Origin of the sequence: Nocardia sp. NPDC005978, assembly GCF_040614455.1 — a bacterium.
Taxonomy (GTDB): Bacteria; Actinomycetota; Actinomycetes; order Mycobacteriales; family Mycobacteriaceae; genus Nocardia.
Genome location: NZ_JBEXUS010000034.1, coordinates 29,204 through 44,190, shown reverse-complemented (window position 1 = coordinate 44,190; position 14,987 = coordinate 29,204). Strand labels below are relative to the sequence as shown.

Annotated in this window: 14 protein-coding genes; 12 read left to right on the top strand and 2 right to left on the bottom strand. The window is 69.0% G+C overall.

The annotated features are described in order from the left end of the window. Window positions 1–207 precede the first annotated feature (207 nt). Window positions 208–681, top strand: a complete 474-nt coding sequence (locus ABZ319_RS17690) for a hypothetical protein (protein WP_354987481.1) — start codon at window positions 208–210, stop codon at window positions 679–681. Between the two features lie 3 nt (window positions 682–684). Further along, window positions 685–1,731 carry a DUF6545 domain-containing protein gene (locus tag ABZ319_RS17685; RefSeq protein ID WP_354987480.1) on the top strand — a complete coding sequence of 349 codons (1,047 nt, stop codon included), beginning with the start codon at window positions 685–687 and terminating at the stop codon, window positions 1,729–1,731. Here the strand turns inward: ABZ319_RS17685 and ABZ319_RS17680 are convergent. Together ABZ319_RS17680 and ABZ319_RS17675 are read right to left on the bottom strand one after the other, a co-directional pair. Beyond that, window positions 1,728–2,183 (bottom strand): XRE family transcriptional regulator, encoded by a 456-nt coding sequence (locus ABZ319_RS17680; protein ID WP_354987479.1) that lies wholly within the window; start codon window positions 2,181–2,183, stop codon window positions 1,728–1,730. The two genes, ABZ319_RS17685 and ABZ319_RS17680, sit on opposite strands and share 4 nt — an antisense overlap. An 85-nt stretch (window positions 2,184–2,268) precedes the next feature. Beyond that, window positions 2,269–3,777: a sugar transferase gene (locus ABZ319_RS17675; protein WP_354987478.1), complete on the bottom strand. Its 1,509-nt coding sequence runs from the start codon at window positions 3,775–3,777 to the stop codon at window positions 2,269–2,271. A gap of 427 nt (window positions 3,778–4,204) precedes the next feature. Between ABZ319_RS17675 and ABZ319_RS17670 the strand changes: the two genes are divergently transcribed. The 10 genes from ABZ319_RS17670 to ABZ319_RS17625 all read left to right on the top strand — a co-directional run bounded on the left by ABZ319_RS17670 (window position 4,205) and on the right by ABZ319_RS17625 (window position 14,980). Continuing rightward, window positions 4,205–5,452: a class I SAM-dependent methyltransferase gene (locus ABZ319_RS17670; protein WP_354987477.1), complete on the top strand. Its 1,248-nt coding sequence runs from the start codon at window positions 4,205–4,207 to the stop codon at window positions 5,450–5,452. Further along, window positions 5,449–6,228 (top strand): glucose-1-phosphate cytidylyltransferase, encoded by a 780-nt coding sequence (locus tag ABZ319_RS17665; protein ID WP_354987476.1) that lies wholly within the window; start codon window positions 5,449–5,451, stop codon window positions 6,226–6,228. The genes ABZ319_RS17670 and ABZ319_RS17665 overlap by 4 nt, the downstream gene beginning before the upstream one ends. Next, the gene (locus ABZ319_RS17660; protein ID WP_354987475.1) at window positions 6,225–6,875 is read left to right on the top strand and encodes a PIG-L family deacetylase; all 651 of its coding nucleotides are present in this window, start codon (window positions 6,225–6,227) and stop codon (window positions 6,873–6,875) included. Before ABZ319_RS17665 ends, ABZ319_RS17660 begins: the two co-directional genes overlap by 4 nt. A gap of 2 nt (window positions 6,876–6,877) precedes the next feature. After that, the gene (locus tag ABZ319_RS17655; protein WP_354987474.1) at window positions 6,878–7,900 is read left to right on the top strand and encodes an SDR family oxidoreductase; all 1,023 of its coding nucleotides are present in this window, start codon (window positions 6,878–6,880) and stop codon (window positions 7,898–7,900) included. After that, window positions 7,872–9,050, top strand: a complete 1,179-nt coding sequence (locus ABZ319_RS17650) for a methyltransferase domain-containing protein (RefSeq protein WP_354987473.1) — start codon at window positions 7,872–7,874, stop codon at window positions 9,048–9,050. Before ABZ319_RS17655 ends, ABZ319_RS17650 begins: the two co-directional genes overlap by 29 nt. A 471-nt stretch (window positions 9,051–9,521) precedes the next feature. Then, entirely contained in the window at window positions 9,522–10,358 is an 837-nt protein-coding gene (locus tag ABZ319_RS17645) for a glycosyltransferase (RefSeq protein WP_354987472.1), read from the top strand. Window positions 10,359–10,375: 17 nt separating this feature from the next. Beyond that, window positions 10,376–11,449: a glycosyltransferase family 4 protein gene (locus tag ABZ319_RS17640; RefSeq protein WP_354987506.1), complete on the top strand. Its 1,074-nt coding sequence runs from the start codon at window positions 10,376–10,378 to the stop codon at window positions 11,447–11,449. After that, complete coding sequence (locus ABZ319_RS17635) at window positions 11,446–12,618, top strand: glycosyltransferase family 4 protein (protein WP_354987471.1); 1,173 nt, start codon at window positions 11,446–11,448, stop codon at window positions 12,616–12,618. Before ABZ319_RS17640 ends, ABZ319_RS17635 begins: the two co-directional genes overlap by 4 nt. 95 nt (window positions 12,619–12,713) lie before the next feature. Continuing rightward, the gene (locus ABZ319_RS17630; protein ID WP_354987505.1) at window positions 12,714–13,979 is read left to right on the top strand and encodes an oligosaccharide flippase family protein; all 1,266 of its coding nucleotides are present in this window, start codon (window positions 12,714–12,716) and stop codon (window positions 13,977–13,979) included. Continuing rightward, on the top strand, window positions 13,976–14,980 hold the full coding sequence (locus ABZ319_RS17625) for a glycosyltransferase (protein ID WP_354987470.1): 1,005 nt from the start codon (window positions 13,976–13,978) through the stop codon (window positions 14,978–14,980). The genes ABZ319_RS17630 and ABZ319_RS17625 overlap by 4 nt, the downstream gene beginning before the upstream one ends. Window positions 14,981–14,987 lie beyond the last annotated feature (7 nt).

Genomic DNA, 14,987 nt, shown 5'->3' with positions numbered 1-14,987 from the left:
CGACTATCAGGTATCCCATTCATCGGGATGCTCCGCGCATCCGATCGCGAAGGGGTGGAACCATCGGGATCACGCCACCGGCACGGGCACACCTGTGGACACCGTGTGCTTCCACCCGGTACTGTCCGCGCACATGAGTGGTGGCCTAGCAGGCGTGGCCGAGCCATCGGCATGATCCGAGGAGCACGACACCGGACACTGACCGCGGTGCAACGCCGCACCGCGCAGCTGCAGCCGTTCACCCTGTCCGGCTTCAGCCGAATCCTGTTCGAGACCAGTGGAATTCCGGTCCGGATCACCCCGAGCACCGTGCTGCCCCCGGCGGTGGCGGGCCGGTGGCTGCGCACCGACACCGGGGATCTCATCGAGTACGACGCCGACCTGCCGACCATCGCCCGGATCAACACCGTGCTGCACGAAGCCGGCCATATCCTGCACGGCCACAGCACGATCGACCACCGGATCGAGACCGGCGCGGCGGTGTGCTCGGTGCTCGGCCCCGGAGCCATCGCGCACTTCGCGCGGGGCCGGTACCGATCCGCGTACGACATCGGCAGCGAACGCGAGGCGGAGGCGTTCGCCCGCCGCACCCTGCGCACCATTCTATGGAGCGACAGCGGCGCCGACGAGCAGGCCAAAATCCGTACCGCACTGGGCTTTCCGCGCACCAGAATCGGCTAGCCGGTGACGCAGTTCAGCACCGCGATGGGTGTTCTCATCTTCGTCGGCTTGCTCGCGGCCATCTGGCAGCTGCCGCCGCAGGGTGCGCGGGGGCAGTGGGCGCCGGTCGTCATCCTGGGCCTGCTCTGCCTCGGCTACGTGCTGATCCTGCCCGGATCCGAAGAGCTGTTCGCGATGGTGCGGGTGAACTCCGCGTATCTGCTGAGTCACCTGTGCCTGCTGGCGGCCCTGGCGCTGTCGACGCTCTACTGGCTGGACTACCTCTCGGCCGGACCGCCCGCGACGCGCAGGCGGGTGGTGACGACCCTGGTGGTGTACGGGTTCGTCGCGGTGGTTCTGGTCGTGTTGTTCGCGACCTCGGCGCAGCAACCGCACGGACTCGGCTACGGCTACGACTTCGGCGGGAGTCCCCGCATGCGGATCTACTGGGTTGTCCAGGCGGTCATGGTGATTCACGCCATGTACCCGCTGGCACGGGCCGCGATCCGCGCCTACCGGCAGGAATTCTCCTGGCGGCGTGGGCTGTTGGCGGCGCTGTCCGGCGTGACCGTGGTCTACATCGCCTACGAGTTGTGGGTGATCGTGGTGGTCGTGCTGTGGCCGGTCATGCCGCCGCCCTGGGCGCAGGGGATCACCAGCACCCTGCAGGTCGCCGGCGGCGTGCTGCTCGTCGCCGGCGCGATCGGCCCGGTGGTGTCCGGCACCTTCCGCAGCACCCGTATCGCGCTGTCCTACCTCGAACAGCTGGCGCCACTGCACGACTGGCTGCTGAAGCGCTACCCGCAGATTCGATTCCGGGACCGGGTGAGCCTGCGGGCCGAAACCAATGTCACCGAGATGCTGGTCGAGATCAGCGACGGGCTGCGGTTGCTGCAACGCGACGCACCGGCGCTCGCCGCGGCCCACTCGCTGGACCACGAGACCGTCGCCGGCGCGGTGCGCGACGAAACCAACCACGCCGCGTACGAATTGGCCGCCGCCGCCCTGTTCCGTTCGGCAGCCGGATCCATTCCGGCTGTGTCACAGCACGATTCGGCGGGAACCGGCTAGCTCGACGGCCGGGCCTCGGGCAGATCCGGGGGGTCGGCGGGCAAACCCTCCTGCACCCGCAGGAACTTGAGGTAGTCGATCAACGACGCCAGCGACTGCTGGGAGAGATCGAGCGCCCGGAACGCCAGGGCCTCGATGTCCGGCGCGGTGGCGAGCCGCAGATACTCGATCTCCTGCCTGCCGCGCTGCCAGGTCTCGTCGTCGGTGAAGAACCGGATGTCGACGTCGAACGCCGCGGCCAGTCCGGCGGCGTGCTTCAGCGACGGATTCTGCTTCAGGCCCGAACGTAGTTGCGCCACATATACCGCCGAGATGGTGTGCCCCCGTTCGGCGGCCCGCCGCGCGATCTCGTCCGCGGTGTACCGCTGCCCCCGTGCGTTGGGCATCGTGCGAAACAGATACTCGAGTCGTTCGGAGAAGGCCGCCCCCTCGTCCATTGTCAGCCCACCCATTCTCCGGCTCGCTTCGCTGCGAGCGATCATGCTACAGCATATTGATACCGGCGTCCGCCGCTCGACAGCCGTGCGCGCACCGCGGTCAGTACGCCCCGTCGCCGCGCGCCACGGTCGTGATCGTTTTCCCGATGATGCTCATATCCAACAGCATCGACCAATTCTCGACGTAGAAAAGGTCGAGTTCGACGGACTCCTCCGGGGCCAGGTCGGAACGGCCGCTGACCTGCCACAGACCGGTGATGCCGGGCATGACCAGCAACCGGCGGCGGGTTACGCCGTTGTAGGAGCGCACCTCCCGGCGCACCTGGGGCCGGGGGCCGACGACGCTCATGTCGCGGCGCAGCACGTTCAGGAACTGGGGCAGCTCGTCCAGGCTGTACTTGCGGATGAACTGGCCGACCGGGGTGATCCGGGGATCGTTCTTCAGCTTGAAGAACAGCGGGTTGCCGCCGTTGCTGGTGATGAGGGCCGGGGCCTGACGGTCGGCGTCGGCGTACATGCTGCGGAACTTGATCATTCGAAACGGCTTGCCGTCCACGCCGATTCGTTCCGAGAGATAGAAGATCGGGCCCTTGCTGGTGAGTTTGACCGCCGCGGCGATCACCAGCATCAGCGGAGCTACCAGGATCAGCGCCAGGATCGCGAAACAGGTGTCGAACGCGGCTTTGTGCAGTGACATCGCGCGGTCGTATTGCGGCCCGTCGATATGGAGCATCGGCATGCCTTCGAGGAGCTGGCTCGTCATACGCGTTTTGGAGATGTCGATCACGCCGGGCGCGACGATCAATTCCACACCGGCCAGATCGAGATCCCACGCCATTCGGCGAATATCGCTGGGGCCCAGATGATTGGTGGCCATGACCGCGACGGTGTCCGCGCCCACGCGGCGTGCGGCACGGACCACCGATCGATCATCGCCGACGATGGGTATCGAACGGCCGTCGATCTCGATGACCGCCGAGTCCGCCGCCGGGAGCCGGTCCGGCGTGCAGACGCCGGCGACGCGATAGCGGACCGGCCGGCTGCGCGAGAACGCCGCCGCCATGGTCCGCGCGGCTTCGGTGCTGCCCACGATCAGAACCGATCGCTGGTGCGCGTGCGGCGTCTGCCGGCGCGCGGTGCGCAGCCGCCAGATCAACCTGCCCAGGATCAGGCCGGTGAGTCCCAGCGGCAGGGTGATCGCCAGATAGGTGCGGGCGTCGTCCAGACCCAATACCAGCGCGACGATCGCGAGCGGGCCGAACAGATGCAGCGCCGAGGACAGCAACTTCCGGTATTCGCCGCTGCCGGTATCGATTACCCGTGGCGAGCGGGCGCCATTCCAGTTCAGCAGTGTCAGCCACGCGAGCGCTATGCCCGCGGAGATCAGGGTGCTGGTGGCCGCCGGTTGCGGTCGCCAATCGATGGACGCATCCGCTGCCCGGACCGAATCGATTACGTGCGTGAGAACGACAGCGAAACAAACCATGAAGAAGTCGATCGCCAGCAATTGCCGCGAGTAACGAGTTCGCCATTGATCGCGCTCGCCGGGACGCAGCGAATTCAGCGGCGCGGCAATAGCGTCGATGGGGGCACGGAGTTCTATACCCATGGAGATGTACCTGTCATACACAGAGGGTCTTTCGCGCTTCGATGCGCGACGGTGGTCGAGGGTGCTGGGGGGTGGTCGGTACCGGCGACCGGCGCGGTAACTGCCCGCGGCTCATGGTCAGTTGTCCATGTTGTCGGGGCTCCGCGAGCTGTGGCGGTCGGCGAGAATCCTTATCGGGCATTCTGATAGCGAATTCGAATAACTGATGTTCGGGTCGGTGTGCGGCGTGCCCCCCAAGGCTGGCGGCCCGCTTGCCGGGCCGACGGTCGAGCGTATCGCTGCGATAGTAGCCGACGGGAAGCGGAATCACGCTGGGGCTGTGTCCCACTCACGGGGAATCTGGTTGTAACGTAATCGCGGAGCAATGAGATGTGGATCGTGCAGCCGGCTGTCATCGGTCTGTTGGAATCGGTGGGGCTGGAGCTTTATGCGTTGTCGACTGTGCAATTCCGAACGAATAGCGAGCGTGCTGGATCTGGGCGCGACGCCGCCCTGTGAGAAGTTTCTCTCGGTCGGCGATCTCGACCTGCCCGAGGTGACCTATCCGCTGCATCTGCGATTGTGCGACGAGTGCCTGCTGCTGCAACTGCCCGCGCTGATAACCCCGGAAGAGACATTCACCGAATACGCCTACTTCTCCTCGTACTCGGACAGCTGGGTCCGCCACGCCGCCGAGTTCGTGACGGCGGCGGTCGAGCGCCTGGATCTGGGGCCGGAGTCGTTCGTCGTGGAGGTCGCCAGCAACGACGGCTACCTGCTGCAACACGCCGTCGCCCGCGGTCTGCGGTGCCTGGGGATCGAACCCTCGGTCAACGTCGGCGCGGCCGCGCTGGCCAAGAACGTGCCGACCGTCACCGCGTTCCTCGATGAGGACCTGGCCGCACGCGTCCGCGCCGAACACGGTCCGGCCGATCTCGTCGTGGCCAACAACGTCTTCGCCCACATCCCCGACATCCTCGGCTTCGCCCGCGCGCTGCGCGGCCTGCTGGCCGACTCGGGCACGGTGTCCATCGAGGTGCACCATGCGCTGAACCTGGTGCGGCACGGGCAGTTCGACACCATCTATCACGAGCATTTCCAGTACTACACCCTGGCTTCGGCGCAGCGCGCGCTGCGGGAGGCGGGGTTGACGGTGGTGGACGTAGAGCTGCTCGGCACCCACGGCGGATCGTTGCGGGTATGGGCCACAGCCGATTCCGCGCGGCCGGTCTCCGGCGATGTCGCGCGGGTGCTGGCGGCCGAGGCCGAGGCCGGACTGCACGCGGCCGGCGGCTACGCGGACATGCGCGCGGCCGCGGAGACGGTCCGGGCGGAACTGCTCGGCTTCCTGCTCGAGCAGCGCGCTCTCGGGAAGCGGGTGGTCGGATACGGCGCCCCGGGCAAGGGCAACACCCTGCTCAACTACTGCGGAATCCGCAGCGACCTGCTCGAGTACATCGTGGACCGAAGCCCCTACAAGCACGGCAAATTCACCCCGGGAACCCGGATTCCCATCCACGCGCCGGACCGGATCGAGGCCGACCGGCCCGACGTCGTGCTGGTGCTGCCCTGGAACCTGGAAACCGAACTCACCGAGCAACTGCGGTACGTCGGAGAGTGGGGCGGCGTCCTGGTCTATCCGCTGCCGACGCTGCGCGTGGTGCACCCGAACGAGATCGAGAGCAGAGTGTCATGAAGGTTGTGCTGTTCTGCGGCGGCTACGGCATGCGCATGCGCGGCGGGTCGGGCGACCCGATCCCCAAGCCGATGCAGCTGGTCGGGCCGCGTCCGCTCATCTGGCACGTGATGCGGTACTACGCGCACTTCGGGCACCGTGACTTCATCCTGTGCCTGGGCTACGGCGCGCAACACATCAAGGACTACTTCCTGACCTATCGCGAGACGATGTCCAACGACTTCGTGCTGCGCGGCGGCGAGGTGGAGCTGCTCCAGTCCGACATCAGCGACTGGACGATCACCTTCGTGGACACCGGCGTCGAATCGGCTATCGGGGAACGACTTCGGCGCGTGCGCCCGCATCTGGAAGGTGAGGAGTACTTCCTCGCCAACTACTCCGACGTGCTGACCGACGCTCCGCTGGACGAGATGATCGAGCAGTTCCGGCAGTCCGGCGCGGCGGCGGCGCTGATGGCGGTCCCGCCGCAGTCGTCCTTCCACTGCGTGGATCTGAACCCGGATGGTGCGGTCAAGGCCATCACGCCGGTGTCGCAGCTGCCCGTGTGGGAGAACGGCGGCTACTTCGTGCTGAGCCAGGAGATCTTCGATCTGCTGCCGCCGGGTGGCGATCTGGTCGAGGACGCCTGCGCCGTATTGGCCGATCAGGGCAGGTTGTTCGGGTATCAGCATCCGGGGTTCTGGAAGCCGGCCGACACCTTCAAGGAGCGCGCCGAACTCGACGCCGGGTACCGGGACGGCAATCGGCCCTGGATGGTCTGGGAGCGCTCGGCGTGATCGCGCTCGACTCCGGTCCGGTCAGCGAGATCGCCGTGCTCGGCGCGCACTGCGACGACATCGCGATCGGCATGGGCGGGACCCTGCTGACGCTGGCCCGGCGGCACGCGGGGCTGCGGGTCCGGGCGCTGGTGCTCTCGGGCCGGGACACCGAGCGCGAGACCGAGGAGCGCGCCGCGCTGCGCGCGTTCTGCCCGGACGCCGACCTCGCAGTCACCGTGCTGGACATCCCCGACGGTCGCGCCCCGGCGTGCTGGGACCGGGTCAAGAACGCGCTGAACGAGTTTCGGCGATCCACGAATCCGGATCTCGTGTTCGCGCCGCAGCGGAAGGACGCGCACCAGGACCATCGGCTGCTCGCCGAGCTGACGCCGACCGAGTTCCGCGACCATCTCGTGCTGGGGTACGAGATCCTCAAATGGGAGACCGACACCCCGCGCCCGACGGTCCTGCATCCGCTCGAGCCGGAGGTGGCCCGCATCAAGGCCCGCCTGCTGGCGCAGTGCTACCCGTCGCAGGCGGATCGGGACTGGTTCGACGACGAGGCGTTCCTCGGTCTGGCGCGACTGCGCGGAATCCAGTGCCGCGCACCATATGCCGAGGGCTTTGTGCTGGACAAGGCCACCATCACCTTCGGAGGTTCGTAGCGATGCGGGTACTGGTCACCGGTCACCAGGGTTATCTGGGCACGGTCATGGTGCCCCGGTTGATCGAGGCCGGCCACGAGGTCGTCGGCCTGGACTCGGGTCTGTTCGCGGAGTGCGTTCTCGGTGCGGCGCCGCAGGATCCGCCCGGGCTACGGGTCGACCTCCGCGACGTCCGCGCGGAGCAGCTCGCCGGATTCGACGCGGTGATCCACCTGGCGGCGCTGTCCAACGATCCGCTGGGCGCGCTGGTGCCGCAGGTCACCCACGACATCAATCACCACGCGTCGGTGCGGCTGGCCGTGCTCGCCAAAGCGGCGGGCGTACGCCGGTTCCTGTACGCCTCGACCTGTTCGGTCTACGGCGCCGCGGGTGACGCGCCGGTGAGCGAGAGCGCGCCGCTGCGGCCGCTGACGCCGTACGCCGAGAGCAAGGTCCGGGTCGAGGACGACGTCGCGGCGCTGGCCGATGACGGCTTCTCCCCGGTCTTCCTGCGCAACGCGACGGCTTTCGGCTTCTCCCCGCGGCTGCGAGCCGACATCGTGCTCAACAACCTGGTCGGCTACGCCGTGCTGACCGATGAGGTCCGGGTGCTGTCGGACGGCACGCCGTGGCGTCCGCTCGTGCACGCCGTCGACATCGCGGACGCCTTCGCGACCTGCCTGGTCGCCCCGATCGACGCGATTCACTGCCGGGCGTACAACATCGGCACCGAGGCGAACAACCTGACGGTGGCGCAGATCGCCGCGGCGGTGGTCGAGGTGGTGCCCGGTGCGCGACTGGTGATCACCGGCGAGCACGGCGCGGATCCGCGGTCCTATCGCGTCGACTTCTCGGCCGCGCGCGAGGGGCTGGGATTCGAAGCGCGCATCGGTGTTCCGGAGGGCGCGCAGGAGCTGTACCGGGAGTACCGGGCCCGGGAGCTGACGGCCGACGGCTTCTTCGACAGCTTCGTGCGGCTCTCCCGCTTGCGGGTGCTGCGCGAGCAGGGCCTGCTCGATGACGCGCTGCGCCGCGTCGTCGCGTGACGCCGCCGTGAGGTCGTCGCGCCCGGGGGAGGCGGCACGCTGCCGCGGTTGTGCGGGAACGGATCTCGCGCCGGTGCTCGATCTCGGTACGGTGGCGGCCGCGGACGATTTCCCGCCGGCGGGCACCCCCGTCGATCCCGCCGAGACCGCGCATCCGCTGGCGATGCTCCGCTGCGCTGAGTGCGGTCTGGCGCAGCTCGCGCGGGATGACACCGTGACGCGCGAGCCGCGCGGCGTCGAACCGCGGGCGCTGCGGGATCAGGCCGCCGATGCCGTTGCGCGCGTGGCCGACTCGGGTCTGCTGCGCGGTTCGACGGCACGGGAGTTCGGCAGCCCGCACGGCGGCAGCTGGCTGCCGCTGCTCACCGAGCGCGGTTTCGAGATCACCGAGTCCCGCGCGGATCTCGTGATCGACTGCTTCGGCATCATGCACGAGCCGGACCAGCGCGCCGCCTTCGCCCGGCGCGCGGCGGCGGTGGGACCGGACGGGGTGTTGCTGCTGCAGTATCACTCGCTGCGCGCGATCGTCCGGCTCGGGCAGTGGAACGCGCTGCGCCACGGCCATTTCGGCTACTACACCCTGCCGGTCCTGAGCGGGCTGCTCGGCGCCGCCGGCATGAGCGTGGCGCACGCGTGGGAGTTCGATCTCTACGGCGGCACGGTCCTGCTCGCCGCCGTGCACGGTGCCGCCGCCCCCGGCGAGTCGGTGCGTCGCATCGCCGCGGCCGAGGCGGCGGCGACCGATCTCGACGCGGTACGCGGTCTCCAGCGCGCGGCCGACGCGCACGCGCTGGCGCTGCGCACTCGGCTGGAGCGGGAATCCGCCGCCGGCCGAACGGTATTCGCGTACGGCGCGGCGTCGCGGGCGGTCGGGTTGTTCTGCCGCGCGGGCCTGCATCGCGGACTGCTCGCGGGCGTGGCCGACGCGTCGCCCGCGAAATGGGGGCGGCGAATGCCGGGCACGGATATCCCGATCATCGCGCCGGGCGAACTCGTCGCGGCCGATCCGGATCGGGTGCTGCTGACCGTTCCGGATCTCCTCGCCGAGGTTACCGAACAGTACCCCGAATTGAATGGCAGATGGATTCTCGACGGCGCCGAACCGCACGACATTGCGAATCGGACTACGTTGCACGGACATTCGCGATGAACGCCGAATGTGACATCGATCACGAAGAGGTTTGGGAAGTTCCCCTGCACTGGGACGTATCTATACCGTCGAACGGCCGGGCATTCATTCGGCGCAATGGATCGCAGCTGGATTGTCAACTGATGAGGAATATTGTGGTTGCGCGGGGTGATGCACAGCGTTTTCGTGCCGCTATGGTCCGTGCTGAATCACCGCTGGTGAGCGGTACTTTCGAGGTGAGCGGAAGGTCGGTCGCCGCTGTTGGGATCGATGCGGTCACTCGAATTGCCGAGCGCGGAAGTCGTCCCGGTTCGCTCGGATTAACCGGAGATCGTTCCTCTGTAACGGTCCGCGACTCACCCGGCGATGTAGTGACTGCTCGCGGCCGTTCGTGGGCCGTGTGAGTTCGCCTTCTTGTTCGCCACGACATAGTTCCGCTTCGCGTTCGTGCATTTCCCGGCGCGCATTCAAGTGGCCTGCCGAGGAGTAAATGTGGTCAGCCTGTCCGTGTGTGTTCCCGCCTACAATGCCGGGCGCACTCTGGAAACGACACTGCGCTCGGTGCTGGATCAGAACGTCGATTTCGAGCTGCTGGTTCTGGATAACGCGAGTTCGGACGAGACGGCCGATATCGCAGCCGCTTTCGACGACCCGCGGCTGCGCATCGTCCGCAACGACGAGACGCTGGCCATCGGCGACAACTGGAACAAGGCGATCCGGCTCTCCACCGGGCGACTGGTCAAGGTCGTGTGCGCCGACGACGTCATCCTGCCCGGCTCGCTCGCGGCGCAGCTCGAGGTCATGGCGGATCCGGGCGTGGCGCTCAGCTCGGCCAAGTTTCAGGTGATCGACTCGACCGGCGCGCTGCTCGAGAGCGGTCTCGGCCTGCCCGGCCTGCACGGCCACCGCACGGCGCGCGAGCTGGTGCGCACCATCGTCAGGTACGGCCCCGCCGAATTCGGCCCCACCGCCGCCGCGATGTTCCGGCGTGAGCACTTCGATCGGGTCGGCGGGATTCGCGGCGATCTCGTATTCCCCATGGACGTAGACCTTTTCGCGCGCGTCGGCCAGTTCGGGACCTTCTTCGGCAGTTCGGAGATCGCGGCTGCCTGGCGTGATTCGCCGTTCAACCTGTGCAGCCGCACCTCCACGATCAGCAAGCTCACCGAGACCTTCCGCTTCCATCACCGCATAGCCCGCGATCTCCCACGCCATCTCGCCCCCGCGGACGTGCTGGCCGGCGATTGGCGACTGGCGCGGGACGCGATGAACCGCCTGCGGATCCGGACCGCGATGAGCGCTGCTCGCGTGCTGCGGGAGCGCGGATGAGCGACGTGCGGACCAGGGTGCACCTGAGCGGATCCGAGTGGTTCGACGCCGCGCCGGGCGGATTGAACCGGTACTTCACCGATCTGTTCCAGGCCCTGGCGCCGCGGCCGGAAGCGACGGTGTCGGCGAGCGCCTTCGGCGATCCGCCGGCGGGCGGGCATTCGTGGGGACCGATCGGCGGGTCGACGGCCCACCGGGCGGCGACCGCGTTCGCCGCGGGCGCTCGACTGCCGCGCGGCACCGTGCTGGACCGGCATTTCGCGCTCTACGGCCGGCCCGCGATCGGTGTGCGCGGGCGGCATCCGCTGGTGATCCATTTCCACGGACCCTGGGCCGCCGAGAGCAGGCTGGCGGGTTCTGGCGAACTCGCCGCGCGCGCGAAGTTCGCCGTCGAACGGCTGCGCGGGCTCGGCGCCGATAGATTCGTCGTGCTGTCCGAGCAGTTCCGGGATCTGCTCGTCGCGGACTACCGGGTGCGCCCGGACCGGATCTCGGTGATTCCGCCGGGCGTCGATCTGGATCGATTCCGGCCGGGCGCGCCCGTACCGGGCGCGTCGACTCGCACGGTGCTGTGCGTGCGCAGGCTCGAACGCCGCATGGGCATCGACAGGCTGCTGCGCGCCTGGCCCGCCGTGCTCGCCGCCTGCCCCGAGGCGCGCCTGGTCATCGTCGGCACCGGGAGTGCGGAACCCGAACTCCGCGAACTGGCCGGGGATTCCGGCATCGCGGGCACCGTGACGTTCGAGGGCTGGGCCACCGACGAGCGACTGACCGAGCTGTATGCCCGGGCGGAGCTGACGGTCGTCCCCTCGGTCGCGCTGGAAGGCTTCGGCCTCATCGCGCTCGAATCGCTCGCCGCGGGCCGCGCGCCGATCGTGACCGACTGTGGGGGCCTGCCGGATTCGGTCCGCGGGCTCGATCCGACCCTCATCGTCCCCGCGGGCGAGGTGGAACCGCTGGCCGCGCGCATCGTGGCCGCGCTCGACGGCGCGGTCCCGGATCTCGCACGGTGCCGGGCGCACGCCGAGACGTTCTCCTGGGATGCGGCGGCGTCGCGGCATCTCGCGCTGTACGCGGAGCTGGCGCGATGACCCGGGCGGTATTCCTCGCGCACACCGCGGCGCCCTCAGGCGCCGAACTCGCGACGCTGCGCCTGCTGTCGGCCCTGCGGGATCGCCCCGGCGCCCCGTTCGAGGTCGAACTGCTGGTGACCGAGGACGGTCCGATGGTCGAGCGCGTGCGCGCCCGCGGCATCCCGGTCACGGTGCAGCGCAACACTTTCGACAGTCGCTCGATGACCATCGCCGACAGCGGGGCGGGCGGTCTGCTCGCCGGTGGCGTGGCACTGCTGAAACTCGGCTGGACCCTCGGGGGCGTCCTGCGCGAGCGCCGGGCCGACGTTCTGGTCGCGGAGAGCACCAAGGCGCTGCTGATGGGCGCGGTCGCCGCCGGCCGCGCCCGGATCCCGCTGGTGTGGCAGGTGCACGACCTGGTGTCGCGCGAATACTTCGGGCGGGTGCTCGCGGTGGTGGTCCGGCTGCTGGGCTGGTTGCTCGCACGGGGCGTGATCGCCAACAGCCGAGCGACACTGGGCTCGCTGTTCACCTGGCGCCGGGCCGCCGTCGTGGCCTATCCGGGCGTCGAACCGGTCACCGCGCCGGACGACGACCGCGCACCGCAACGCGCGCCACGGGACACGGTGGTCGCGGTCGTCGGGAGGCTGTGCCCTTGGAAGGGCCAGGACGTGCTGCTGCGCGCACTCGCGGCCGCCCGGCACCGGCCGCGCACGGTATACATCGTGGGCGGAACGTTTTTCGGGGAGGAGTCCTACCGGGACGAGTTGGTGGCCCTGTCCGATGAGCTCGCGCTGCCGGTGGAATTCGTCGGCCACGTCGAGGATCCGACGGCGTACATGCGCGCGGCGGACATCTTCGTGCACTGCTCGGTGCTGGCCGAGCCGTTCGGGCAGGTCGTGGTCGAGGGCATGCAGGCGGGTTGTGCGGTGATCGCCGCGCGTGCCGGTGGGCCGCTGGAGATCATCCGGCCGGGTGTCGACGGATTTCTGGTCGACGGCGGCGACGCCGCCGCGCTCGCGCGGATCCTGGATCAGCTGATCGCCGATCCCGAGCTGCGCACCCGGCTCGCCGGTTCGGCGCGAATTCGCGCCCGGGAGTTCGGGATCGACGCGACGGCGGCCGCCGTCGCCGAGGTGTTGACCGCGGTGACCGCGGGATCGGCACGGCGGAGCGCGGTCTCGTGAACGAGCCGGCGAACCGGGGGCAGCGGGCTCGCGGATACCAGGGCCGCCATCGCAAGGCGGCCCCCGCCGTCGCGGAGGCGGGCTCCGGGCGCGAGATCTTCGGCGTCCTGCGCGATATCGGCCTGGTCAGCATCGGCAAGTACGGCCAGTACCTGGTCACGGTGGCGACGCTGCCGTTGATCGCGCGGGTGCTCGGTGCGGAGGGACTCGGCACGCTCGCGGTCGGCATGGCCGCGTACTTCATCGGATCGCTCCTGGTGGACCTGGGCATCACCTCGTACATCTCCGCCCGGGTGCAGGGCCCGCGCCCGAATGTCATGCACGTCAACGAGCTTCGGGGCACCTACCTCGTCATTCGCGGCGCGATCCTGGGCGTGCTGGCCGTGGCGCTGGCGGGGAGCCTGCTCGCCGGAGCGCCCGAACACCTGCACATGATCTTCCTGGGCCTGTTCGTCGGCGGCTTCTGGTCCATGTCCGAGGACTGGGTCCTGATCGGGCAGGGCCGATTCGGCGCGTCGGTCGTGTACCAGGGGGTGGCCCGGGTGGGCTACCTGCTGCTGTTGATCCTGGTGCTGCCGCACTTTCCGAACGCGTCGATGGCCATGCTCTGCCTGCTGGCCTCCGCGGTGGTGAGTGTCGGCCTGACCTGGTTCGACACCTGGCGCCGGTTCGGGCCGCCGGGGCGGCCCCGCAAGGTCCGCGCGCTGCTGCGGATCGGCGGGCCGGTGCTGACCTCCCGGCTGCTGGTGACCAGCTACGGCCAGGGCGCGGCGGCGGCGTACGGCGTGGTGCTCAACGCGGCTTCGCTCGGGCTCTTCTCCGCGGCCGATCGGCTGGTGCGCGCGGTCCAATCGCTGTTGGACCCCATCGGTTTCGCGCTGCTGCCGCGCATGGCGCGGCGCACGCACCGCGGGTTCTGGCGCGATTCGAGCTGGACGCTGGCGGCCTGCGTGGGGCTGGCGGTCCTGGTGGCGGCCATGGCCTGGGCCGCCGCGCCCCTGCTCATTCATCTGATCTTCGGTGACGAGTTCGCCGAGGCGGTGACCGTGCTGCGGGCCGAGGTGCTGATCCTGCCCGCGACGACCATCACCTCGTTCATCACGACCGCGGTGCTGCCCGTGCGCCAGGACTCCGCGGGCGTGCTCGTCGGCGGGTTCATCGGGACCGCGGTCGCCGCGCTCGCGCTGGGCGTGGCGGCGTGGTCGCACTCGCTGTGGGCGCTGGTCTGGGGCATCGTCCTGGCCGAATTCGCCGTCGCGTGCTGGTACATCGTGCGGATGCGCTGGCTGTTCGTGCGCGATCTGGCGAACGCCACCCAGGTCACAACCTTGCTGCCGGTGGTTCGGAAGGAAAGACGATGAGGATTCTGTTCGTAGGAGACGACTGGCTCGGCAGCAACGCGCGCTCGCTCGCCGAGGGCTTTCGGCATGCGGGGCACGAGGTTCTGGTCGTCGACTCCACCCCCGTGACGCTGCCGCCGCGGTTGTCGCCGTCCTGGCTCTACTCCAAGGTGGCCGACCGGCGCGCGCCGCAGGTGGTCGACCAGGTGCACGCTCGCATCGAGCGCGCGGCCGCCGAACTGCATCCCGACATGGTGTTCGTGTTCAAGGGGGTGCATCTCGATCAGAGCCGGCTGCTGGCGACGCCCGCTCGGTTGCACGTGCACTACAGCCCGGACGACGTGTCCAACCCGGTCAACATCACCCCGGAATACCTTGCGCTCGAGTCGCAGTGGGATCTGATCGTCACCACCAAACGGCACAACATGCCGGAGCTGCTCGCCCGCGGGGCGCGCGAGACCCTGTTCGTGCGCAGCGCCTACGATCCGGCGTGGCACCATCGGTGCGCGCGCCGCGGGTCGCGCCAGTTCCTGACCGGGTTCATCGGGGCGTGCCGCCCGGACCGGCGCGACAGCGTGGTCTCCCTGGCCCGGACGTACGGCGCGCAGATGATGGTGAGCGGACCCGGCTGGCAACAGGTTCGGCAGTTGCGCAGCACGCGGGCCAAGCTGTCGGGTCCGGTCTACGGCGAGCAGTTCTCCATAGCGGTCGCCTCCATCACCGCCAACCTGGTCTTCCTGAACTCCGACAATCGCGATACGCACACCTGCCGTACCTTCGAAGTCCCCGCGGCGGGTGGGCTTTTCGTCGGCGAGCGCACCGCCGAGCACTCCGAACTCCTCGCCGATCGCACCGAGGCGTTCCTGTTCTCCGATCGCGATGAGCTCGACGAGATCCTGGAGTGGTGCGCGGCCAACCCCGGTCCCGCGGCGCGCGTGGCCGAGGCCGGCTATCGGACCATCACCAAGGGCGGGCATCGGTACGCCGACCGGGCGCGGGAGATCATCGATGCGATCGGATAGCACCGCG